Here is a 21,529-nt window from a genome sequence, read left to right as displayed (position 1 = left end):
ATAGTTATTCCAACACCGTGTATACAAATCGACGCCACAAAAAATACATTTCTGGCGTTTACCCCGATCTTCAGCGCGACTTTCGCGCGTTACTTTGGCGACGATGAAGCCCACTGCCCCGACACCCCCCGCAGCCCCGACTGACCGTTCGTCCCGCCGCGCGGCGGGACAGGACCACGACCGAGCGAGAGCGTCATGAGCGTAAAACCGAAGCGATCGGAGGCGCTGCGACAGGCCATCGAGGAAAGGATTGCCGTGGGCGAATACCCGCCGGGCATGCGGCTCGACGAGGTCGAGCTCGCCAGCGCGTTCGGCGTGTCGCGCACCCCCTTGCGCGAGGCGCTGATCCAGCTCGCGTCGGCCGGCGTGATCGAAATCCGGCCGCGCCGTGGCGCGGTAGTCGCGCAGATCGATCCGCAGCGTCTGTGCGAGATGTTCGAAGTCATGGCCGAGCTCGAATCGATGTGCGGCCGGCTGGCCGCGCGCCGCATCACCGAAGACGAACTCGAAGCGCTGCGCGCCACGCACGAAGCGAGCCGCGCGGCGGCCGAGGCGCGCGACATCGACACCTATTACGAAGTCAACGCGCACTTTCACGCACTGATCTATCAGGCGAGCCACAATGCGTATCTGCAGGAAACCGCATTGCAGTTGCACCGGCGGCTGCGCGTCTATCGGCGCCTGCAGTTGCGCGTGCGCGACCGGCCGCAGCACTCCTTTTCGGAGCACGACGGCGTGTTCCGCGCGATCGAGGCGGGAGACGCCGAGGCGGCAGCCGAGCGGCTGCGCGCGCACGTCACCGTGCAGGGCGAGCGTTTCGCCGATCTGATGGCTTCGCTGCGGGCCCTGGAGCGCAAGGCCGGTTGAGAAAAGGCGGGGGGGGGCCTGGGGTGGCCCCGCGAGTGGTCCTTGGGGGCGCCCCACCCGAAAGGGACGCCCAGAGGCCGCCGGAGAAGCCTCAGGCGGCCGAGGTCACCGGCCTGCGATAAGACCACGCGAGCATGATCACGCCCGCGAGCACCATCGGCAGCGACAACCACTGGCCCATCGACAGGCCGAACGAGAGCAGCCCGAGGAAAGCGTCGGGCTCGCGCGTGAACTCCGCGAGGAAGCGGAACAGGCCATAGCCCACGAGGAACATGCCCGACACGGCGCCGAGCGGGCGCGCGCGGCGCGAAAAGATCCACAGCAGCACGAAGAGCGCAACGCCTTCGAGCGCCACCTCGAACAGTTGCGACGGATAGCGCGGCAGCCCATGGTATTGAGCGAAGATCATCTGCATGGCGCTGTCGGCCATCGCCTGCGGATGCGCCATGACCCACCGCGCGTCCTCGACGGCGGCCTGCGGAAAGAGCATCGCCCAGCGCGAATCGGGGCTCGTCACGCGCCCCCACAACTCGCCGTTAATGAAGTTGCCCAGGCGACCGGCGGCCAGGCCGAGCGGGATCATCGGCGCGATGAGGTCGGTGCCTTCGAGCAGCGAATGGCCGCGGCGCCGCGTGAACAGCCACATCGCAACGAGCACGCCGAGAAAGCCGCCGTGAAACGACATGCCGCCTTCCCACACCTTGAAGATGTCCAGCGGGTTCGCCAGATAGAACGACAGCTTGTAGAAGATCACATAGCCCAGACGGCCTCCCAGCACGACGCCGAGCACGCCGTAAAAGAGCATGTCGTCGAGGTCCTGCGCCTTCCAGCCTTGCGCCGCCATGGACGGCTGGCGCACGCGCAGGCGGCCGACGAGCAGGAAGAGGATGAAGCCGACCAGGTACATCAGGCCGTACCAGCGGATGGCGAGTGGGCCGAGATGAATCGCGACCGGGTCGAATTGAGGATGAATCAGCATGGATGAGAAGAATCGGTTCGTGAACGAAAGTTCCATGGCGGCGCGCGGCGCCCGGGCATTGCGCCGAAAGCCTGCCGTGTGCGTGTGACACTTCCCGGCGCTGCGCTTGCAACGAATCCGGGGGCGCGCTGGGATGGGCAGCACGATACCACGAGCCTGCTCGCGTGCGGCATCGCCGTCCCGTCGCGAAGGTGAGGCGCCGTCAGCCGGCCAGCATCGCGCCCGGCGGGGTGAGCGCAATACCGCGGGCCGTCTGCAGAAAGCCTTCGAGCACGGGCGTGACTTCGGCCGTGCGCCAGAGCAGACCGGTCTCGATGAGCGCGCTCGTCTCGCGCAACGACCGGTACGTCACGCCGGTGCGGCGCAGGTGACACAGCGACTGCGGCACGAGCGCCACGCCCATGCCCGCCGACACCAGGCTCACGATGGTCTGCATCTGAATGGCCTCCTGCCCCACGCGCGGCGTGAGACCGAGCGCCGCATAGCATTCCATGATGATGTCGTAAAACGCGGGCGCCACGCGGCGCGGAAAGATGACGAGCGGCTCGTCGGCGTAGTCGGCCAGGCTCACCGTGCCGCTGGGCAGCCCGTCGGCGCCGGTGGCCGCTTCGCCCTTGCCGGCCGGCAGCGCCAGCATCAGCGGCTCGCGCACGATCGGCAGGTACGACAGTTCGCTGGCGTAGCGCGCCGGCACGGGCGGGATAAAAAGACCGGCGTCGATGCGCCCGTCCATGAGGGCCTCGACCTGCACGTCGCTCGTCGCTTCGAGCAATTGCAGGCGCACGCGCGGATAACGCTCGCCGAATTCGCGCAGCAGCGGGGGCAGAACGCCGTAGTCGGCCGTCGATACGAAACCCAGCGAAAGCGTGCCGACTTCGCCGTGGGCGAGACCCTGCGCAAGCGCGGGCAAGGCGTCCGCATCGGCCAGCACGCGCCGCACCTCGGGCAAGAGCTGCCGCCCGACTGCCGTGAGTTCGACCGAACGGTTGGTGCGCACGAAAAGCGGCGCGCCGAGCGACGTCTCCAGTGCCCGGATCTGCTGCGAGAGCGGCGGCTGCGTCATCGACAGGCGCTGCGCCGCACGGCCGAAATGGCGCTCTTCGGCGACCGCGACGAAATACCGGAGTTGGCGTAAGTCCATGATATGTTTTTCGACTCAATTCGAGTCAAATAATATATTTGACAAGCACTCAAGGAAAGACGAATCTTGACGTCCGGCCAGACCGGCGCCGTGCGCTCCCAGCGCGCGGACGCCGACAAGAAAAGCCGGACGGCCCGACGGCCCTTCCCCATAAGTACAGCGTTCCAGAGACGACCATGCCTCAATACCGTTCCCGCACCTCCACCCACGGCCGCAACATGGCCGGCGCCCGCGCGCTGTGGCGCGCCACCGGCATGAAAGACGGCGACTTCGGCAAGCCGATCATTGCCGTGGTGAACTCCTTCACGCAGTTCGTGCCGGGTCACGTACACCTGCGCGATCTCGGCGCCATCGTGGCCAAGGAGATCGAGGCGGCCGGGGGCGTGGCCAAGGAATTCAACACCATCGCCGTTGACGACGGCATCGCCATGGGGCATGGCGGCATGCTCTACTCGCTGCCCTCGCGCGAGTTGATCGCCGACTCGGTCGAGTACATGGTCAATGCGCACTGCGCCGACGCGATGGTGTGCATCTCGAATTGCGACAAGATCACCCCGGGCATGCTCATGGCCGCCATGCGCCTGAACATCCCGGTCGTCTTCGTCTCGGGCGGCCCGATGGAAGCCGGCAAGGTGAAGTCAGGCGACGGCCAGGTGATCGCCAAGATCGACCTGATCGACGCCATGATCAAGGCCGCCGACCCGAACGTGAGCGACGCCGACGTGGCCGAAGTCGAGCGCAGCGCGTGCCCCACGTGCGGCTCGTGCTCCGGCATGTTTACCGCCAACTCGATGAACTGCCTGACCGAAGCCATCGGTCTCGCGCTGCCGGGCAACGGCACGATCGTGGCCACGCACGCCTGGCGACGGGGCCTGTTCGAGCAGGCCGGCCGTCTCGTGGTCGATCTGTGCCGCCGTTACTATCAGGAAGACGACGCCTCGGTCCTGCCGCGCAGCATCGCCACCAAGGCCGCGTTCGAGAACGCCATGACGCTCGACGTCGCCATGGGCGGCTCGACCAACACCGTGCTGCACCTGCTCGCCGCCGCGCAGGAAGCCGGCGTCGACTTCACGATGGCCGACATCGACCGCATCTCGCGCAAGGTGCCGTGCCTGTGCAAGGCGGCGCCCGCGACCGACAAGTACCACATCGAGGACGTGCACCGCGCCGGCGGCATCATCGGCATTCTCGGCGAGCTCTCGCGCGCCGGCCTGCTCGACACCTCGTGCGGCAACGTGCACAGCGGCACGCTGGGCGCCGCCATCGCGCAGTGGGACGTGGCCGGCGGTGCCGGCGACAAGGCGCAGACGTTCTACAGCGCCGCGCCGGGCGGCGTGCCCACCACCATCGCGTTCAGCCAGTCGTCGACCTACCCGTCGCTTGACCTCAACCGCGAGACGGGCTGCATTCGCAGCAAGGAAAACGCCTACACGAAGGACGGCGGCCTGGCCGTGCTGTATGGCAACCTCGCCGAGAAGGGCTGCATCGTGAAAACGGCCGGTGTGGACGAATCGCAATGGGTCTTCACGGGCCGCGCCCGCGTGTTCGAAAGCCAGGACGACGCCGTCGAGGGCATCCTGGGCGACAAGGTGCAGCCGGGCGACGTAGTGGTGATCCGCTACGAAGGCCCGAAGGGCGGCCCGGGCATGCAGGAAATGCTCTACCCGACCTCGTATCTGAAGTCCAAGGGCCTGGGCAAGACCTGCGCCCTGTTCACCGATGGCCGCTTCTCGGGCGGCTCGTCGGGCCTGGTGATCGGCCACGCCTCGCCGGAAGCGGCCGAAGGCGGCACGATCGGCCTGGTCGAAGACGGCGACGTGATCGAGATCGACATCACCCGGCGCAAGATGCACCTGGCCGTGTCGGACGAGGAACTCGCGCGTCGTCGCGCGGCGATGCAAGCGCGCGGCGACAAGGCCTGGCAGCCGGTGGCGCGCGAACGCGTGGTGTCGCAGGCGCTGCAGGCCTATGCGGCGCTCGCGACGTCGGCCGACCGCGGCGCCGTGCGCGACCTGTCGCAATTGAAGCTCGCCAAGCGCGGTTGAGCGCGCCGGCGCCTGACCCGGCGCGGCGGCACGCCAGATGCTTGCCGCCGCCCCCGCCGTCCCCGATCGCGGGACCGCGCTCGACACGCACCGCGGGCGGCACGTCGCAGCCCGGGTCGTGCGCCCGGCATCCCAGCGTGATACAACAACGCCTATGCGCTATGCCGCGACAGGCCGCGGCGTAGCGCATCCCCACAGGAGAGAGACGTCATGGCATTCAACCGTCGTTCGCGCAATGTCACGCAGGGCGTGGCGCGTTCGCCCAACCGCTCGATGTACTACGCGCTGGGCTACAAGGAAGAAGACTTCGACAACCCGATGATCGGCGTGGCCAACGGCCATTCCACCATCACCCCGTGCAACGCGGGGCTGCAGCGTCTTGCCGACGCCGCTGTCGAAGCGATCAAGGCCCATCAGGCCAATCCCCAGATCTTCGGCACCCCCACCATCTCCGACGGCATGTCGATGGGCACGGAGGGCATGAAGTACTCGCTCGTCTCGCGCGAAGTGATCGCCGACTGCATCGAGACCGCGGTGCAGGGCCAATGGATGGACGGCGTGGTCGTCATCGGCGGCTGCGACAAGAACATGCCGGGCGGCATGATTGCGCTCGCGCGCATGAACGTGCCGGGCATCTACGTCTATGGCGGCACCATCAAGCCGGGCAACTGGAAGGGCAAGGATCTGACGATCGTCTCCTCGTTCGAGGCCGTCGGCGAATTCACCGCCGGGCGCATGACCGAGGCCGACTTCAAGGGTATCGAGAAGAACGCATGTCCGTCGACCGGCTCGTGCGGCGGCATGTACACGGCCAACACGATGAGCTCGTCGTTCGAGGCGTTGGGCATGTCGCTGCTCTACTCGTCGACGATGGCCAACCCCGATCAGGAAAAAGTGGACTCCGCGGCCGAATCGGCGCGCGTGCTGGTCGAAGCCGTGAAAAAGGACCTCAAGCCGCGCGACATCATCACGCGCAAGTCCATCGAAAACGCCGTGGCGCTCATCATGGCCACCGGGGGCTCGACCAACGCCGTGCTGCACTATCTCGCGATCGCGCATGCGGCGCAGGTGGAATGGAGCATCGAGGACTTTGAACGCATTCGCGCGCGCGTGCCGGTCATCTGCGATCTGAAGCCGTCGGGCAAGTATGTCGCGACGGACCTGCACAGGGCCGGCGGCATTCCGCAAGTGCTCAGGATTCTGCTCGATGCCGGCCTGCTTCACGGCGACTGCATGACCATCACCGGCCGCACGATCGCCGAGGAACTCGAGCACGTGCCGTCCGTGCCGAGCCCGGACCAGCAAGTGATCTTCCCGATCGAGCGTGCGCTGTACAAGGAAGGCCATCTCGCCATCCTCAAGGGCAATCTTGCGCAAGACGGCGCGGTGGCCAAGATCACGGGGCTGAAGAACCCGGTCATCACGGGTCCGGCGCGGGTGTTCGACGACGAACAAAGTGCGATGGAGGCGATTCTCGCCGACAGGATCAAGGCAGGCGACGTGCTCGTGCTGCGCTACCTCGGCCCGAAGGGCGGCCCGGGCATGCCGGAGATGCTTGCGCCGACGTCGGCCATCATCGGCAAGGGTCTGGGCGAATCGGTGGGCTTCATCACCGACGGCCGGTTCTCCGGCGGCACGTGGGGCATGGTGGTCGGGCACGTGGCGCCCGAGGCGTTCGTGGGCGGCACCATCGCGCTCGTGCAGGAAGGCGACTCGATCACCATCGACGCGCACAAGCTGTTGCTGCAGCTCAACGTGCCCGACGACGAGCTCGCGCGGCGCCGCGCGGCGTGGAAAGCGCCCGCACCCCGCTATACCCGAGGCGTGCTCGCCAAGTACGCGGCACTGGCCCAGCCGGCCAACAAGGGCGCCGTGACCGGCTGACCCGATCGCACGACTTCGCGCTGCACCGACGACACGTCCGGCCTGCCCGCGGACGTGTCGTTTTTTTTCGCGCGCGTGCGATTTCGCATCGCAGGGCTTGCGCCGATGGCGCAAATCCGCCCGGCAGGAGGTCCGTGCAGCGGTGCGCAAGTGCTATATTGCTGCCGAAACCACCCTCCACTTCCCGGATACGACGCTCGAATGAAGCCATTTGCCGGCCAGTCTGCGACTGCGATGATCGTTGCGGGGCTCCTCTTCGCGGCAGGCGCTGCAACCGCGCAGACGGGCCCCGCCACCGCCGACGCCGCCACCGACGCTCGCGCCGTCGAGAAGCTCGCCCGAGACCGGAACTGCATGACGTGTCATGCCACGGATCGCACGCTGCTGGCGCCGTCGTATCGTGACATCGCCCGGCGGTATGCCGGACAGCCGAAGGCCGCCGAGGTCATCGCGCACTCCATTGCGGAGGGCAGCCGTGGCAAGTGGGGAAGCATTCCGATGCCCGCCGGCCCGCAGGTCGCCCCGGAGGAGGCGAATCGGCTGGCACGCTGGATTCTCGGGCTGGCACGCTGAACCCGCGGCTTGAGGGGGCTTGAGGGGGCTTGAGGTGGCTTGAGCTGGCTTGAGGCGGCTCGCGCCGGTGCATGCCGGCCTGCGCACTCCCGAGAGCGCCCACCGTCGCCTTTCCGAGCCCCCACTTGCTGCCCACGCCGTCATCATCGACCGGGCGCACGGCCGCGCCGCGCGTCCGGCCGCTTCGCGGCTTCGTGCTATCCCTGCGAGCGGGACTGCTTCGCGACTTCGTCGATGACCGCCTGCCGGATCCTGTCCGGCAATTGCGCTTGCAGGGCGTCGGCGACCTGCTTGCCGATCAGTTGCACGAGCCAGGACGTCTGGTCGATCAGCGCATCGTGGCAGCGGCGCTCGACCATCGTGGTGATCTCGTCGGCCAGTTGCCGCGTGAGCCGTGTGCTCACGCGCTCGGCAAAGACCGCGACGTCGGCCGGCACGCCCCGCTCGGCCGCCTGCTCGGCCGCCGGCGCGGGCGCGGCGTCGCCCGGCGCGAGCACTTCGGTCAGCGTGGGAATACCGGGGTCGGCGCGCTCGGGCTCGTGGGTCACGATCAGCCTCTCTGGTCGTAATTGTTCAGGGTGTAGCCGCGATCGCGGTAGAACCGGTAGCGCTCACGCGCGCCGGACAGTTCCTCGGGGGCGTCGCCGATGATCTCGACCACGCGCTCGAAGCGCGCGAAGTGCGTGGGCACGCTCGCCGCCAGATTGAGCAGGACCTGGTGGTGCTGCGCCTCTTCGTCGGGCGCGGCCAGCACCACCGGCGTGCGGGGCGCGAGCGGATCGCGGGCGAAGCAGTGCGGCACGAATTCCAGCGGCGAGAACGTCCACAACGTCTGGTCGAACGCCCGCAGAATATCGGGCTCGCCCACGACGACGAGCGTCTGCCCGGTGCCGTAGACCTTGCGCGCGAACCGGCACGCATACTGGAGCCGGTCCGCGACGTGAGTGTGGAAATCGACGCGTGTCACCGGGCTTCGCGATCGATGAGGAACTGCGTGAGCAACGGCACCGGCCGGCCCGTCGCGCCCTTGGCCGCACCGCTCTTCCACGCGGTGCCGGCGATATCCAGGTGCGCCCACTCGTACTTCTCGGTAAAGCGCGCCAGGAAGCAGGCCGCGGTCACGCTGCCGGCCGGGCGCCCGCCGATGTTCGCCACGTCGGCGAAGTTCGACTTGAGCTGTTCCTGATACTCGTCCTCGACCGGCAGGCGCCAGGCGGTGTCGCCCGTCGTGCGGCCGGCGGCGAGCAGCTCGTCGGCAAGCGCGTCGCTCCTGGAGAACAAGCCCGAGTTCACGTGGCCCAGCGCGATGATGCAGGCACCGGTCAGCGTGGCGACATCGATCACGGCGGCCGGCTTGAAGCGCTCGGCGTAGGTGAGCGCATCGCACAGGATCAGGCGGCCTTCGGCGTCGGTATTGAGCACTTCGATGGTCTGCCCCGACATGCTCGTCACCACGTCGCCCGGCTTGGTCGCCTGACCGCTCGGCATGTTCTCCGTGGCGGGCACGATGGCAATGACGTTGAGCTTGAGGCCCATCTCGGCGACCGCACGGATCGTGCCGAGCACGGACCCGGCGCCACACATGTCGTACTTCATCTCGTCCATGCCCTCGCCCGGCTTGAGCGAGATGCCGCCCGAGTCGAACGTCACGCCCTTGCCGACCAGCACGATCGGCGCCTGCTTGGCCGCGCCGCCTTCGTACCTGAGCACGATGAACTGCGGCGGCTGAACCGAACCGCGGGCGACCGACAGGAACGCCCCCATCTTGAGCGCTTCGATCTGCTTCGGTCCGAGAATCTCGGCCTTGAGCTTGAACTCGCGGGCGAGCTTGCGGGCGGTGTCGGCCAGATAGGTCGGCGTGCACACGTTGCCGGGCAGGTTGCCCAGATCCTTGGTGAGCGCCATGCCGTTGGCGATCGCTTCGCCGTACCTGGCGGCCTGGCGCGCGGCCTTGAGCGCCTCGGGCGCCACCGCGAAGACGACCTTGCGCAGCGCGGTGTTGGCCGGCTCGACCTTGCTCTTCATCTGCGTGAAGCGATAGGTGGCCTCGCGCAGGGCCAGCACCGAAGCGCGCACGGCCCAGGCGGTATCCTGCTGGGCGACCTTCGCTTGCGGCAGCGTCCACAGCACGTCCGCGGCGCGCGAGGCGAGCACGGCGCGCACCGCGGCGCGCGTGGCTTCGTTGAACCCCTTCTGCGAGAGCTGGTCCTCGCGGCCCAGACCGACGAACAGCACACGTGCCGGGCTCCAGCCGGCGACCTCGTGCAGCATGAGCGTGCTGCCGAGCTTGCCGTCGAGTTCGCCGCGCTTGACCATGCGTGCGAGCAGGCCCTTGCTTGCCGCGTCGAGCGCCTTGGCAAGGCCCGCGAGCGGCTGCTGCTCGAACACGCCGACCACCAGACACTCGGTCTTTGCGTTGGCAAGACCGGCCTGGCCCGCCTTGGTCGAATCGAAGGCTTTTGTGCTAAAGTCCATCGCGCTTTCCTCGGGTAAAATTCGTTCGAGCCGCAATTATCCGCTTTTTTTCTGCGCTCGCCCAACCGCGAGAGCTCCCCAATCGCCATCACATGATTTTTCAGCGTTCCCTGCAGCGCGAGCTGAACTACACCGCCGGGGCCGTCTTCATGGTGCTGATCACCGTCATGCTCACGACCATGATGATCCGCATCCTGGGCTTCGCCGCGTCGGGGAAAGCCGATCCGCGCGATGTGCTCGTACTCATCGGCCTTGCCGTGATCGGCTACCTCGCCGTGATCCTGATCGTCACGCTGTTCGTCTCGATCCTGTTCGTCCTCACCCGCTGGTACCGCGACTCCGAGATGGTCGTGTGGTTCGCCTCGGGCCTGTCCATTACCGACTTCATCAGGCCGGTGCTGCGCTTCGCCGCGCCGTATCTCGCCGTCATCACGTTCTGCGCGCTCGTCGCCTGGCCGTGGGCCAACCAGCAGATCTCCGCGCTCGAGACCCGCTTCGCGCAGCGCGACGACGTCTCCATGATCTCGCCGGGACAGTTCCGCGAGAGCGCGTCGAGCCATCGGGTGTTCTTCGTGGAGACGGTGTCCTCCGACGCAACCAGGGTCCACAACGTGTTCGTCTCCGGCACGGAAAACGGCAAGGTCAACGTGGTCGTGTCCAAGGACGGCCACATCGAGACGGCCAAGGACGGCAACCGCTACATCGTGCTGGAGAAGGGCCGCCGCTACGACGGCGTACCGGGCCAGCCCGACTATCGCGTGATGGAGTTCGAACGCTACGGCGTGAAGATCGACAACCCGGCCACCGCCGAGGTCGACAACACGCCGACCAAGGGCGTGCCGACCATGCGGCTGCTGCACGAGATCCAGAATCCGATCTTCCGCGGTGAAATCGTCTGGCGCGTCGGCCTGCCGCTGCTCGCGCTCTCGCTCGTGCTGCTCGCCGTGCCGCTCGCCTATCAGAACCCGCGCCATGGCCGCACGATCAACCTCGTCATGGCCGTGCTCATCTACCTCGCCTACACGAACCTGCTCAGTCTCTCGCAGGCCTACGTGGCGCAGGAGCGCCTGCCGCTGGCCATCGGCGTGTGGCTGCTGCATGCGCTGGCGCTGTGCATCATCGTGCTGCTCTACGTGCGCCGGGTGCGCTTCCGTGGTCTGTTCGGCCGACGCCGGAATTCGACGAATACGGCGGCTCGCGCCTCGGGAGGCGTTCGCTGATGCGCGTCTACGAGAAATACTTCGCGCGCCAGATCTATCTGGCGTTCCTGTTCGTGCTGCTCGCGTTCGTGGGCCTGTTCGTCTTCTTCGATCTGGTGAGCGAGCTCGGCGACGTGGGCCGCGGCGGCTATCGCTTCCAGCACGCGCTGGCGTATGTGATGCTGTTCGCGCCGCAGCGCATGTATGAAATCATTCCGGTCGCCTCGCTGATCGCCGCCATCTACGTCTGCGCGCAACTGGCCGGCAATTCGGAGTTCACGATCTTCCGCGTCTCGGGGCTGTCGACCGGACAGGCGCTGCGCTCGCTGCTCAAGATCGGTTTTCCGATCGTGCTGATCACGTTCCTGATCGGCGAATACGTGGCGCCAAACGCCGAGCAGCTCGCCCAGAAAATTCGTCTCGAGGCGCTGGGCAGTTCGGTCTCGGCCGGATTCCGCTCGGGCGTCTGGGTCAAGGACACGGTCGATCAGAACGGCACGCGCGTCACCCGCTTCATCAACGTGGGCACGCTCAACCCGGACAACACCATCGCGGACGTGCGCATCTACGAATTCGACGCCGCATTGCGGCTCGACAGCGTGCGCCTCGCCAAGAAGGGCCAGTTCCAGTCGCCCAACTACTGGAAGCTCACCGATGTCTCGGAGACGGTGTTTACCGCCGCGGACGACGCCGCCTCGAGCACCGATCCGCTGCGCGCGCTGGTGCAGAGCAAGCAGGTGCACATCGGCACCGTGCAGATGCGCTCGGAGCTCACGCCGCAGATCCTGTCCGTGCTGATGGTCTCGCCGGACAACATGGCCATCGGCAGCCTGTACCAATACATCGGTCACTTGAAGGAAAACCAGCAGAACACCGACCGTTACAGCCTCGCGCTGTGGCAAAAGCTGTTGTACCCGTTCGCCGTGTTCGTGATGATGGCGCTCGCGCTGCCGTTCGCGTACCTGCATGCGCGCGCGGGGGCCATCGGCCTGAAGGTGTTCGGCGGCATCATGCTCGGTATGAGCTTCCAGTTGCTCAACAATCTGTTCTCGCATCTGGGGCTGCTCAATACCTGGCCCGCGTGGTTCACCGCCGCGCTGCCCTCACTGCTCTATCTGGTGCTCGCCGTCGCCGCGCTGCGCTGGGTCGACAAACACTGAGCGCACACCCATGAGTGGCCCGGCCGGCATCGTCCTTTTCGCTCACGGCTCGCGCGATCCGCGCTGGGCCGAGCCGTTCGAGCGGCTGCGCGAGAAACTCGGTGCGCAACGCCCGGACGCCGTCGTCCGTCTCGCTTTTCTGGAATTGATGACGCCCAGTCTCGGCGACGCCGTCGCCGAACTCGCGGCGCAGGGTTGTCGCACGGTCACCGTGGTGCCGGTGTTCCTGGGCCAGGGCGGGCATGTGCGGCGCGACCTGCCCGTGCTCGTCGAGGCCTGCCGTCAGGCGCATGCGGGGTTGACGGTGCGCGTGAGCGTCCCCGTTGGGGAGGACGATACCGTGCTGCAGGCCATCGTCGCCTTCTGCGCCAGCGAACTCGACCGCGCCTGATTTCCTGGCCTCTTTCAGCCTCTTTCAGCCTCTTTCAGCCTCTTCCGGCGACCTTGCCTGACCGCCCTGCCGCGACGCCTCAAGCGATCTCACGCGACCTCAGGCGACCTCAGGCGACCTCGCGCGACCTCAAGCGGCCTCGCGCGCGACCTGCGCCGTGCAGCGCGAGATGCGCTGCGCGTTCGCGCCGGCAAACACGTCGCCGATGAGCAGCACGCTGGGCTGGGCGGCATCGAACCAGGACGAGGCGGCGCCGTCGCGCAACGCCTGCAGCGAAAGCAGTGCGCGGCGCTCGCGCGGCGTCGTCGCCGCTTCCACGATCGCAACGGGCGTGCCCGCCGGCTTGCCCGCGTCGATCAGCTCGCCCGCAATGCGCTGTGCTGCGTCGCGCCCCATGTAGTAGACCAGCGAATCCGCCGACGCCTGTGCCGCGATCTCGGCCGACTCGGGCGCACGGCTTTGCGTGGCGAACGCCACACTGCGTGCCACGCCGCGCAACGTCAGCGAGCGCCCGAGCGCCGCCGCACCGGCCAGCGCCGCCGTAATGCCCGGGACGACCTCGACTTCGATGCCCGCGCCTTCGAGTGCGCGCAGTTCCTCGTCGGCTCGGCCGAACAGCATCGGGTCCCCGCCCTTCAGGCGCACCACCCGCCGGTGCGTGCGCGCGTGATCGATGAGCTGCTTGTTGATGAAGTGCTGCGCGCTCGAGTGCTTGCCGCAACGCTTGCCCACGGCGACGAGCTTCGCCTGTGGGCACAGGGCCAGCATCTCGGGCTCGACGAGCGCGTCGTGCAGCACGACGTCGGCCTCGGCCAACAGGCGCGCGCCGCGCACCGTGATCAGGTCGGCCGCACCGGGGCCGGCGCCAACGAGGTACACCTTGCCGGGTGCCGGAGCGGATTGTGAGTGCGTCGTCGTCATGATGCGACCGTTTTGGTGGAGCCGGAGGCCGGCCCCTTTGCGGGGGCCGTGCATCCGAGCATCCGAAGTAGCGAGAATGCGCGGGAATGCCGAGGCATGCGCGCCAATGGATAACGCCTGCGGCGGCTTACGCGGCGAGCGAACGGATCATGCCCGCCGCCACGGTATGGTGCGTCGCTTCGTCGATGAGCACGAACGCGCCCGTGGCCGGATTCGCGTCGTAAGTATCGGCGGCAAGCGGCTTTTGCAGGCTCAGCTGCACGCGGCCGATGTCGTTCATCGTGAGCGTGGCCTTGTCCGTGCCGTGCGAGAGTGTGCTCACGTCGAGCACCGTATCGACGCTGCCGATCTTGACGTACACCGTGCTGGTCGCCTGCTTGAGCAGGTACTTGCGCTGCGGGGCGAGAGCCTCCTCGTCGAACCAGCAGACGTCGGCGGCCACCTTGCGCGACGGCGCCAGCGTCGACTCGGCCGCCACGAACGTGTCGCCGCGCGAGACGTCGACGTCTTCGGCCAGTCGAATCGTCACGCACTGCCCGGCGAACGCCTCGTCGAGCAAACCGCGCGGCCCGACGATCTCGGCCACGGTCGCGGTGCGCCCGGCCGGCAGCACGCGCAGCGCCTGCCCCACGCGCACTGTACCGGATTCGACACGGCCCATGTAGCCGCGAAAATCGTCGGCATGCGAGCCGTCCTGGCGCGCGACCAGTTGCACCGGGAAACGCAGCTCGCCGCCGGACTGCGCGACGGGCAGCGATTCGAGCACGTCGAGCAGCGGCTCGTCCTGATACCAGGGCATGCGCTCGCTCGCGTACACGATGTTGTCGCCCTTGAGCGCCGAGACCGGCACGAAGCGCACGCCTTCCAGACCCAGGCGATGGGCGAGCTCCAGGTAGGCGGCGCGAATGGCGTTGAACGTGGTCTCGCTGTAATCGACCAGGTCCATCTTGTTGATGGCGACGATCACGTGCTGCAGGCCCAGCAGCTTGACGATCGCGCTATGGCGCTTGGTTTGAGCGAGCAATTCGGTGCGGCCGTTCACTTCGCTCACGCGCGTGGCGTCGACGAGAATGATCGCCGCGTGCGCCGTCGAGGCGCCCGTGACCATGTTGCGCGTGTACTGTTCGTGGCCCGGCGTGTCGGCAATGATGAACTTGCGGCGCGCCGTCGTGAAATAGCGATAGGCGACGTCGATCGTGATGCCCTGCTCGCGCTCGGCTTCGAGGCCGTCGGTGAGCAAGGCGAAGTCGATGTCCTCGCCGGCGGTGCGCTTGTGCTTGGCGCGGGCGAGCGCGGAGAGCTGGTCGGTGAGCACCGACTTGCTGTCGTAAAGCAGACGGCCGATCAGCGTGCTCTTGCCGTCGTCGACGCTGCCCGCCGTGATGAAACGCAGCACGCCGAGGTCTTCCTGATGCGGGGTGAGGCTCATGGTCTATTCAACTCGATTGCAAGGCCCCCGGCGCGGTGTTGCGGCGCGCCCGTCGGGCCGGTGTCTCTGAACGTTGGGGCTGATGGCGACGCGTCGCAGCTTCAGAAATACCCCTGCTTCTTGCGCTGCTCCATCGCCGCCTCGGACGCCTGATCGTCCATGCGCGTGGCGCCGCGCTCGGTAATGTCGGTCACGGCCGTCTCGGCGATGATCTCCACCGGGCTGGCCGCGACGCTCGCCACCGGGCACGTGCAACTGATGTCGCCGACCGTGCGAAAACGCACCGAAGCGTACTCGCTCGACTCGCCGTCCTGCTTCGGCGTGAGCGGCGTGACCGGCACCAGCAGGCCGTTGCGGCGCACGATCTCACGCTCATGCGCGTAATAAATTGAGGGCAGATCGAGCTTCTCGCGGGCAATGTACTGCCACACGTCCAGTTCGGTCCAGTTCGAGATCGGGAACACGCGCAGGTGTTCGCCGCTGTGCAGACGCGCGTTGAACAGATGCCACAGTTCGGGGCGCTGCGCCTTCGGGTCCCACTGGCCGAATTCGTCGCGAAACGAGAAGATGCGCTCCTTCGCGCGCGCCTTTTCCTCGTCGCGGCGCGCGCCGCCGATCATCGCGTCGAAACCGTGTTCGGCGATCGTCTCGAGCAGCGTCACGGCCTGCGCGGCGTTGCGCGAATCGTTCTCACGACGCAGACGCACCGTGCCGCGGCGGATCGAATCTTCCACATGGCCGACGACCAGTTCAGCGCCGAGCGCCTTGGCGTGACGGTCGCGGAATTCGATCACTTCCGGATAGTTGTGCCCGGTGTCGATATGAACGAGCGGGAACGGCAGGACGGTCTTGCGATTCGGGCCCAGGCCGAATGCCTTGAGCGCCAGATGCAGCACCACGACCGAATCCTTGCCGCCCGAGAACAGCAGCGCCGGCTTGCGGCACTCGGCCACGACTTCGCGCAGGATGTACATCGATTCGGCTTCGAGCCAGTCCAGATGGTCCATGCGCGCGCCGTTGGCCTGCGCGACTTCGTGCATCGCACCCATAGTGTTCCTTCCTTTATGATTCCGTGATTCCGTAGATTCGGTTTGCCGCGATGTCCGCCATGCGCGGCCTCGCATCCTCATTCGTTCTGCCGTGGCGGCCCTCTTTCCCCTCGCTCGCCTCGCTCCCCTCGCTCGCCGGCGTCGCGCCCGCAGGCGCTCAGCCCGATTGCACCGAGACCGGGATCTTGCTCAGATTGCTCGCGTGCAGCCCACACTCCTTGCTGTCGCGCGACTCCCACCACCAGCGTCCGGCGCGGCTGTCTTCGCCCGGGCGGATGGCACGCGTACACGGCTCGCAGCCGATACTCGGGTAGCCTCGCGCGTGCAGCGGATTGACGGGCACGTCGCGCGCCGTCAGATACGCCCACACCTGCGCTTCGGTCCAGTCGAACAGCGGGTTGTACTTGGCGATGCCGCGCGCGTCGTCGTGCTCGGCGAAGGCCAGTTCGCCGCGCGTGACCGACTGCTCCCGGCGCTGGCCGGTGAGCCATGCATCGGCGTCGGCAAGGGCGCGGCCGAGCGGCTCGACCTTGCGGATCTGGCAGCACGCCTTGCGCAGGTCCACGCTTTCGTAAAACGCGTTCGCGCCATGCTCGGCGACGTATGCGTCGACGGCTTCGGCCTGCGGCGCGTACTGCACGACGTCATAACCGTAGCGAGACTTGATGCGATCGATCATGCCCAGCGTCTCGGCATGCAGCCGCCCGGTGTTCAGCGTGAAGATGGCGATCGGCAGCCGCTCGCGCAGAATCACGTGCGTGATGAGCATGTCCTCGGCAGCCAGGCTGCTCGCGAACTTCACGTTGCGATGCGAGCGCGCGATGCGCGTGAGGCGCTCGGCCAGCACGGCCTCCATTTCGTCGAGCAGCGCCATGTCCTGATGCTCGGCATCGGCAGCGCTTGGCGGCACCGTGGTCTTGTCGGCCTGAATCGCGGCCTCGGGACGGGTTTCGTTTCGCATCTCGCGAACTCCTTGTGTTCCGTGGGGTGTCAGCCGACCAGCTTCACCGCGGCGAGCGTGAGCGTCGCCGCCAGCGCCCCGCGCACGATGCGCTCGGGCAAGTGACGGGCGAGCTTCGCGCCCAGCCAGATGCCGGGCAGCGAGCCGATCAGCAGACTGCCGAGCAGTGCCCAATGCACCGTCTCGAGCCAGATATGGCCCAACGCGGCAATGGCCGTGAGCGGCACCGCGTAGGCGATATCGGTGCCGGCGACTTCGGCCGGCTCCAGTTGCGGGTACAGCATCAGGATCAGCGTCGCGCCAACGGCGCCCGCGCCGATCGAGGAAATCGTGACCAGCACGCCGAGCACGGCGCCGACGAGCACCGTCGCGCCCGCCTGCGCGGATCCCGTCAACTGCCAGTTCGGGTGGGCGCGCAGCGTGGCGAGCAGCTTCGCGCGAAAAAGCAGCGAGAGCACCGTGAGCAACACCGATGCGGCGATCGTCAGTTTGATGACGTGCAAGGCCCCGTCGTCGATCTCGCCCAGGCGCTTGAGGCCAAGGATCGTGACGAGCGCCGCGGGCAGCGCGCCGAGGATCAGGCGGCGCACGATGTGCCACTTCACGTGGCCGTGCGCGCGGTGCGCCACGGTGCCGAAGCTCTTCGTGATGGCCGCGAACGCCAGATCGGTGCCGACCGCGACCGGCGCGGCATAGCCGAGCAGCAACGTGAGCAGGGGCGTCATCAGCGAGCCGCCGCCCACACCGGTCAGCCCGACCAGCAGGCCGACGCCAAATCCGGAAATGGGTTCGAGCCACAGCGACATGAATGACGTTCCTGTTGGGTGCGGGTTGGGTGCAGGCCAGGTGCCTGCCGAATGTGTCGAATGCCTGTCGAATGCTTAATGCCTGGCGGGAATAACGTTATCGAAACAGTGGCACCCACTGTAATGAAAAGGCTATATACTTCAAACGAATTAAAAATTGTTTGTATATTTTCTAAAGTTATACAAATGAACCTGCACCAGTTCCGTTTCGTGCGCGAGGCCGTCCGCCAGAATTTCAATCTGACGGAGGCCGCCAAGGCGCTCTTTACCTCTCAGCCGGGGGTCTCCAAGGCAATCATCGAACTCGAGGAAGAACTCGGGGTGGACATCTTTGCCCGGCATGGCAAGCGCATCCGTAACCTGACGGAGCCCGGGCGCATCATCTTCGAATCGATAGAGCGCATCCTTCTAGAGGTGGAAAGCCTCAAGCGCATCGGCAAGGACTATGCCGCCCAGGACCAGGGCAGCCTCACCATCGCGACCACGCACACGCAGGCGCGCTACTCGCTGCCGCACGCGGTGGCCGAATTCAAGAAGCGCTTCCCCAAGGTGCGGCTGTCGATTCTCCAGGGTAGCCCCACGCAGATCGCAGAAATGGTGCTGCATGACCAGGCGGACCTGGCCATCGCCACCGAAGCCATCGCCGGTTACAAGGATCTGGTCTCGCTGCCGTGCTATCAGTGGCAGCATGTGGCCGTGGTGCCACCCGACCATCCGCTGCTGCAACTATCGTCGGTCGGCATCGAAGATCTCGCCAAGTATCCGCTGATCACCTACGACCCGCAGTTCGCCGGACGCGCCAAGATCGATCAGGCGTTCGCCCTGCGCCACGTACCGCCGGATATCGTGCTCGAGGCGATCGATGCCGACGTCATCAAGACCTACGTGGAACTGGGTCTGGGCGTGGGGATTCTCGCGGGGGTGGCGTTCGATCCGGAGCGTGACCGCAATCTGCGCGCCATCCAGGTCGGGCACCTTTTCGGCACGAACGTAACGCGCGTCGCGCTCAAGCAGGGCGCATACCTGCGCGGCTACGTCTTCACCATGGTGGAGCTGCTCTCGCCGATCCTCACCCGCAAGCTCGTCGAGCAGGCGCTGCGCGGCGAGCACGAGAACTACGAGCTTTGAGTGCGAGGCGGAGGCGGTCCACCCGCGGCCGCTGTGCCGGCGACAACGAACCGGGCGGCACCCTCCCCGCTTTCGGCGTGATGGATCAGCGCGCTAGAACGCCTCGTTGATCTGGAAGTAGACGCCGCGCGTCTGGCGACCGAAACCGACATCGAATCGCACGTTTACTCGTGGCTTGAATTCGAAGCGATAGCCCACGCCGCCGTTGGGCAACCAGTGCGCCGAGGCCAGGTTACCGGGGCGATCGGCGATCGCCCCCGCCCCCAGCCACACGACCATCCCGTGGCGTCCCGTGAGATGCAGTCGGTATTCCACCTGCGCCGTGAGCATGTTCCTGTCCCGGTACTGGCCGAGAAAATAGCCGCGCATGTGCTTGCCATCGCCAAACGTCGGCATCATGCTCCACGGCACGTCGCCCCAACTGAACTTCCCGTAGACGTCCACCGCCAGCACATCGCGCTCGCGAAACCGCGTGTAGTGATCGTAGGACCATTCCAGCGACTCGAACGCCGTGCTGCTGCCGAAGGCGCGCCGGTAGAAAGTGCCGGTGAGGATCAACGCCTGGCCGCGGTACGGGTTCGGAATGAAGTCGCGGGTGTCGTAGGAAAAGTTGGCGCTCACGCCGATGCTGCGCACATACGGACCGATGGGGTCCGTAACGAACGCGCTGGCGTCACCCTTGTCCCGGTTCACCGCCGAATCGAAGTGCGCGTCGACGCCGAAGCCGCCGTAGGCGCTGGGCCAGAGTCGCCAGAGGAAGGTCGGCCGCACGAAGGCGCTGCGCTTGGTGTACTTCTCCCGATTGTCGTCGTTGCTTGCACTCGTGTAGCCGATTCCCCAGTACTGCGTCGGCATATTGACCAGCGCACCCGCGAAGACGAAGCGAAACCGGTCGTCGGTGAAAAACGTCGTGTTGTCCACGCCGATACCGAACGCGCCGGTCGTGGTACCGAAGCCGTGGATCGTCATGGTCGAGAGTTGCGTCGTGGGCAAGGCATCTCGCGTCTTGTACAGGCCAACGGCGGCCGCGCCAATGCCGAACCCCATCTCGGGGTTGTAGAACGGGCCCGGCATGACGCCCCAGTCCATCCCGTGGCTCACGTCGACCTTGTCGGCCGCGCCGAGCTTCGCGAGCAGGCGATCGATCCAGCCTTGCCGCGTGGCAGGCGAAGCTCCCGTCGCCGATGTGTCGGCCGGCACGGTCGTCGCCGAGCCGGCCGCGGGTGCGGCAACGGACGTCTGGGTGCCGGCGTCGAGGGCCCACGCCGGCGGCGCCCAGGCACATGCGCTGACGGCGAGCAGCACGGCGGCCGTGCCGCCGAGCCGCATATCCCGCCCCGCCGTGGCAATCCGCGGCGCGCGCATCAGAACCTCAGAAACGCCGTGAGGATGACGTCGTTGCGATGATAGCCGTAACCGAACTCCGCAAGCAGCCCGAAACGTTTGCTCGCCGCCCAGCTCACTCCGGCCACACCGCTCCAACTGCCCGTCACGGACTCGTCGATCCGGTAGTCCAGCCGCTGCGTCTGCCCGGGCGCCGCCTCGATCGGGATATCGAAGTGGCCGGTGATCGTGGCCCGGGTGCGGAACCACGTCGCGCCGACATACGGTGTGAGGATCCCGTAGGCGCCCAGGCGGAGATTCCAGCCCACGCGCGGCGAGATGTTCCATGACTGAATCAACGACTCGGACATCGAGATGTCCGACACCGTATACGTCACCGGCAACGAGAAGAACACGTCGCCATACGTACCCACGAGCGTGAACCCGGCGCCATATGTGTGCCCGCTATAGTTGGCGCGCTGCGTGGGAAGCTTGATCGGGTTGGCGCAGTCGGGCCGTGGCCGTCTGCCGGCACAACCGACGTTCAGGCCGAAGAACTGCTCGAGCGCCGTGAGCGAGGAGAAACTGATGTTGATGTCGCCGCCGCCGCGCACATTGCCCACGATCGCGTACACGTTCATGAACGGGAACAGCCACGCGCCGAGCTGAAACTGGTTCGACTCGCTCCGAATGCGCGACTGATCGAACTGCACGAAGTCCGCCGAGCGCAGTGGGTTGCCGTTCGCACCGACCATCAGGTGACTGAGCTGGTAGCGCTGCGTGCCGTTGAAATAGGAATAGCCGATGTCATAGGGATTGGGCAGATCGTATCCCCGGTCGATGACGCGTTGCGCGAAAAACGGCAGCGCCCGGTCCCAATGCCTGGGCGCCGGCGCAGCGGTGGTCGCCGTGCCGCCCGCCGATGCGGAGGCGTTCGCCGTCGCGGCGTCGCCCGGGGCGGCTGGGGTCGGCGCCGCGCCTGTGTCCGGGGTTGCCGTCGGGCCGATGACGCCGCGATACCACCCGCGCCGCGCCGCGACATCGCCGTCGGCGCTCTCCGACGCGGTGGGCGAGACCATCGTCGCCCCCGTCGCCCCCGCGCTCCAGGCGGCGGCATCGGTCGCCGCGCCACACAGGCACACCGCCGCGAGCGCCACACCCTTGCGGAAACGCGCATTTGGCCCCATTCGCATGCATT

The 21,529-nt window shown here is 66.8% G+C and carries 20 protein-coding genes; 8 read left to right on the top strand and 12 right to left on the bottom strand.

Features of this window, described 5'->3' with window-relative positions; translation table 11 throughout:
• The first annotated feature begins 195 nt into the window (after window positions 1-195).
• Complete coding sequence (locus tag PNO31109_RS16755; protein WP_150556584.1) at window positions 196-867, top strand: GntR family transcriptional regulator; 672 nt, start codon at window positions 196-198, stop codon at window positions 865-867.
• 91 nt (window positions 868-958) lie between these two features.
• Here the strand turns inward: PNO31109_RS16755 and lgt are convergent, their stop codons facing one another.
• Entirely contained in the window at window positions 959-1,846 is an 888-nt protein-coding gene (lgt, locus tag PNO31109_RS16750) for a prolipoprotein diacylglyceryl transferase (RefSeq protein WP_150556583.1), read from the bottom strand.
• Window positions 1,847-2,048: 202 nt separating this feature from the next.
• Window positions 2,049-2,987, bottom strand: a complete 939-nt coding sequence (locus tag PNO31109_RS16745) for a LysR family transcriptional regulator (RefSeq protein WP_150556582.1) — start codon at window positions 2,985-2,987, stop codon at window positions 2,049-2,051.
• 176 nt (window positions 2,988-3,163) lie between these two features.
• Here PNO31109_RS16745 and ilvD (PNO31109_RS16740) point away from each other — a divergent pair, with 176 nt between their 5' ends.
• The 3 genes from ilvD (PNO31109_RS16740) to PNO31109_RS16730 all read left to right on the top strand — a co-directional run bounded on the left by ilvD (PNO31109_RS16740) (window position 3,164) and on the right by PNO31109_RS16730 (window position 7,489).
• Window positions 3,164-5,032 (top strand): dihydroxy-acid dehydratase, encoded by a 1,869-nt coding sequence (gene ilvD / locus PNO31109_RS16740; RefSeq protein ID WP_150556581.1) that lies wholly within the window; start codon window positions 3,164-3,166, stop codon window positions 5,030-5,032.
• A 210-nt stretch (window positions 5,033-5,242) separates the two neighbouring features.
• Complete coding sequence (gene ilvD, locus PNO31109_RS16735; RefSeq protein ID WP_150556580.1) at window positions 5,243-6,916, top strand: dihydroxy-acid dehydratase; 1,674 nt, start codon at window positions 5,243-5,245, stop codon at window positions 6,914-6,916.
• 201 nt (window positions 6,917-7,117) lie between these two features.
• Window positions 7,118-7,489: a c-type cytochrome gene (locus PNO31109_RS16730; RefSeq protein ID WP_174966440.1), complete on the top strand. Its 372-nt coding sequence runs from the start codon at window positions 7,118-7,120 to the stop codon at window positions 7,487-7,489.
• A gap of 197 nt (window positions 7,490-7,686) precedes the next feature.
• Here PNO31109_RS16730 and PNO31109_RS16725 read toward each other — a convergent pair whose 3' ends face one another.
• The 3 genes from PNO31109_RS16725 to PNO31109_RS16715 are packed head-to-tail and all read right to left on the bottom strand — an operon-like array spanning window position 7,687 to window position 9,964.
• Window positions 7,687-8,037 (bottom strand): DUF2486 family protein, encoded by a 351-nt coding sequence (locus PNO31109_RS16725; RefSeq protein ID WP_174966439.1) that lies wholly within the window; start codon window positions 8,035-8,037, stop codon window positions 7,687-7,689.
• A 2-nt stretch (window positions 8,038-8,039) separates the two neighbouring features.
• The gene (locus PNO31109_RS16720; RefSeq protein WP_150556578.1) at window positions 8,040-8,456 is read right to left on the bottom strand and encodes a DNA polymerase III subunit chi; all 417 of its coding nucleotides are present in this window, start codon (window positions 8,454-8,456) and stop codon (window positions 8,040-8,042) included.
• The gene (locus PNO31109_RS16715) at window positions 8,453-9,964 is read right to left on the bottom strand and encodes a leucyl aminopeptidase (RefSeq protein WP_150556577.1); all 1,512 of its coding nucleotides are present in this window, start codon (window positions 9,962-9,964) and stop codon (window positions 8,453-8,455) included. The genes PNO31109_RS16720 and PNO31109_RS16715 overlap by 4 nt, the downstream gene beginning before the upstream one ends.
• 92 nt (window positions 9,965-10,056) lie before the next feature.
• Here PNO31109_RS16715 and lptF point away from each other — a divergent pair, with 92 nt between their 5' ends.
• Genes lptF through PNO31109_RS16700 form a run of 3 tightly spaced genes read left to right on the top strand, consistent with a single transcriptional unit; the run spans window position 10,057 to window position 12,714 of the window.
• Window positions 10,057-11,184 (top strand): LPS export ABC transporter permease LptF, encoded by a 1,128-nt coding sequence (gene lptF, locus PNO31109_RS16710; RefSeq protein WP_150556576.1) that lies wholly within the window; start codon window positions 10,057-10,059, stop codon window positions 11,182-11,184.
• Complete coding sequence (gene lptG / locus PNO31109_RS16705; RefSeq protein WP_150556575.1) at window positions 11,184-12,323, top strand: LPS export ABC transporter permease LptG; 1,140 nt, start codon at window positions 11,184-11,186, stop codon at window positions 12,321-12,323. The genes lptF and lptG overlap by 1 nt, the downstream gene beginning before the upstream one ends.
• Window positions 12,324-12,333: 10 nt before the next feature.
• Window positions 12,334-12,714, top strand: coding sequence for a sirohydrochlorin chelatase (locus tag PNO31109_RS16700; RefSeq protein ID WP_150556574.1), 381 nt, complete (start codon window positions 12,334-12,336; stop codon window positions 12,712-12,714).
• A 129-nt stretch (window positions 12,715-12,843) separates the two neighbouring features.
• Here the strand turns inward: PNO31109_RS16700 and cobA are convergent, their stop codons facing one another.
• The 5 genes from cobA to PNO31109_RS16675 all read right to left on the bottom strand — a co-directional run bounded on the left by cobA (window position 12,844) and on the right by PNO31109_RS16675 (window position 17,880).
• A complete protein-coding gene (gene cobA / locus PNO31109_RS16695) occupies window positions 12,844-13,635 on the bottom strand; it encodes a uroporphyrinogen-III C-methyltransferase (protein ID WP_150556573.1) in 792 nt (263 codons plus the stop codon).
• A gap of 127 nt (window positions 13,636-13,762) precedes the next feature.
• Window positions 13,763-15,064 carry a sulfate adenylyltransferase subunit 1 gene (locus PNO31109_RS16690; protein WP_150556572.1) on the bottom strand — a complete coding sequence of 434 codons (1,302 nt, stop codon included), beginning with the start codon at window positions 15,062-15,064 and terminating at the stop codon, window positions 13,763-13,765.
• Between the two features lie 101 nt (window positions 15,065-15,165).
• The gene (cysD, locus tag PNO31109_RS16685; RefSeq protein ID WP_150556571.1) at window positions 15,166-16,113 is read right to left on the bottom strand and encodes a sulfate adenylyltransferase subunit CysD; all 948 of its coding nucleotides are present in this window, start codon (window positions 16,111-16,113) and stop codon (window positions 15,166-15,168) included.
• Window positions 16,114-16,270: 157 nt separating this feature from the next.
• The gene (locus tag PNO31109_RS16680; RefSeq protein WP_241014021.1) at window positions 16,271-16,969 is read right to left on the bottom strand and encodes a phosphoadenylyl-sulfate reductase; all 699 of its coding nucleotides are present in this window, start codon (window positions 16,967-16,969) and stop codon (window positions 16,271-16,273) included.
• 134 nt (window positions 16,970-17,103) lie between these two features.
• Entirely contained in the window at window positions 17,104-17,880 is a 777-nt protein-coding gene (locus PNO31109_RS16675) for a sulfite exporter TauE/SafE family protein (RefSeq protein ID WP_150556570.1), read from the bottom strand.
• Between the two features lie 186 nt (window positions 17,881-18,066).
• Here PNO31109_RS16675 and PNO31109_RS16670 point away from each other — a divergent pair, with 186 nt between their 5' ends.
• The gene (locus tag PNO31109_RS16670; protein ID WP_150556569.1) at window positions 18,067-19,008 is read left to right on the top strand and encodes a CysB family HTH-type transcriptional regulator; all 942 of its coding nucleotides are present in this window, start codon (window positions 18,067-18,069) and stop codon (window positions 19,006-19,008) included.
• A gap of 93 nt (window positions 19,009-19,101) precedes the next feature.
• On the opposite strand, the gene PNO31109_RS16665 is transcribed toward PNO31109_RS16670, so the two are convergent.
• Together PNO31109_RS16665 and PNO31109_RS16660 are read right to left on the bottom strand one after the other, a co-directional pair.
• Window positions 19,102-20,373, bottom strand: a complete 1,272-nt coding sequence (locus tag PNO31109_RS16665; RefSeq protein ID WP_150556568.1) for a BamA/TamA family outer membrane protein — start codon at window positions 20,371-20,373, stop codon at window positions 19,102-19,104.
• Complete coding sequence (locus PNO31109_RS16660; protein ID WP_241014017.1) at window positions 20,373-21,524, bottom strand: hypothetical protein; 1,152 nt, start codon at window positions 21,522-21,524, stop codon at window positions 20,373-20,375. Before PNO31109_RS16660 ends, PNO31109_RS16665 begins: the two co-directional genes overlap by 1 nt.
• Between the last annotated feature and the right edge of the window lie 5 nt (window positions 21,525-21,529).

This window comes from Pandoraea nosoerga, from assembly GCF_902459585.1.
GTDB lineage: Bacteria > Pseudomonadota > Gammaproteobacteria > Burkholderiales > Burkholderiaceae > Pandoraea > Pandoraea nosoerga.
This window is presented reverse-complemented; position numbering and strand designations above follow the sequence as displayed.

Bases quoted from the DNA above. Each gene is read 5' to 3' on its own strand.
- PNO31109_RS16700 (WP_150556574.1), top strand. From the start codon at position 12,334: ATGAGTGGCCCGGCCGGCATCGTCCTTTTCGCTCACGGCTCGCGCGAT.
- PNO31109_RS16745 (WP_150556582.1), bottom strand. From the start codon at position 2,987: ATGGACTTACGCCAACTCCGGTATTTCGTCGCGGTCGCCGAAGAGCGC.
- cysD (WP_150556571.1), bottom strand. From the start codon at position 16,113: ATGGGTGCGATGCACGAAGTCGCGCAGGCCAACGGCGCGCGCATGGAC.
- lgt (WP_150556583.1), bottom strand. From the start codon at position 1,846: ATGCTGATTCATCCTCAATTCGACCCGGTCGCGATTCATCTCGGCCCA.
- PNO31109_RS16675 (WP_150556570.1), bottom strand. From the start codon at position 17,880: ATGTCGCTGTGGCTCGAACCCATTTCCGGATTTGGCGTCGGCCTGCTG.
- lptG (WP_150556575.1), top strand. From the start codon at position 11,184: ATGCGCGTCTACGAGAAATACTTCGCGCGCCAGATCTATCTGGCGTTC.
- PNO31109_RS16755 (WP_150556584.1), top strand. From the start codon at position 196: ATGAGCGTAAAACCGAAGCGATCGGAGGCGCTGCGACAGGCCATCGAG.
- cobA (WP_150556573.1), bottom strand. From the start codon at position 13,635: ATGACGACGACGCACTCACAATCCGCTCCGGCACCCGGCAAGGTGTAC.
- PNO31109_RS16690 (WP_150556572.1), bottom strand. From the start codon at position 15,064: ATGAGCCTCACCCCGCATCAGGAAGACCTCGGCGTGCTGCGTTTCATC.
- ilvD (WP_150556580.1), top strand. From the start codon at position 5,243: ATGGCATTCAACCGTCGTTCGCGCAATGTCACGCAGGGCGTGGCGCGT.
- PNO31109_RS16660 (WP_241014017.1), bottom strand. From the start codon at position 21,524: ATGCGAATGGGGCCAAATGCGCGTTTCCGCAAGGGTGTGGCGCTCGCG.
- PNO31109_RS16680 (WP_241014021.1), bottom strand. From the start codon at position 16,969: ATGGAGGCCGTGCTGGCCGAGCGCCTCACGCGCATCGCGCGCTCGCAT.
- PNO31109_RS16715 (WP_150556577.1), bottom strand. From the start codon at position 9,964: ATGGACTTTAGCACAAAAGCCTTCGATTCGACCAAGGCGGGCCAGGCC.
- lptF (WP_150556576.1), top strand. From the start codon at position 10,057: ATGATTTTTCAGCGTTCCCTGCAGCGCGAGCTGAACTACACCGCCGGG.
- PNO31109_RS16670 (WP_150556569.1), top strand. From the start codon at position 18,067: ATGAACCTGCACCAGTTCCGTTTCGTGCGCGAGGCCGTCCGCCAGAAT.
- ilvD (WP_150556581.1), top strand. From the start codon at position 3,164: ATGCCTCAATACCGTTCCCGCACCTCCACCCACGGCCGCAACATGGCC.
- PNO31109_RS16665 (WP_150556568.1), bottom strand. From the start codon at position 20,373: ATGCGCGCGCCGCGGATTGCCACGGCGGGGCGGGATATGCGGCTCGGC.
- PNO31109_RS16730 (WP_174966440.1), top strand. From the start codon at position 7,118: ATGAAGCCATTTGCCGGCCAGTCTGCGACTGCGATGATCGTTGCGGGG.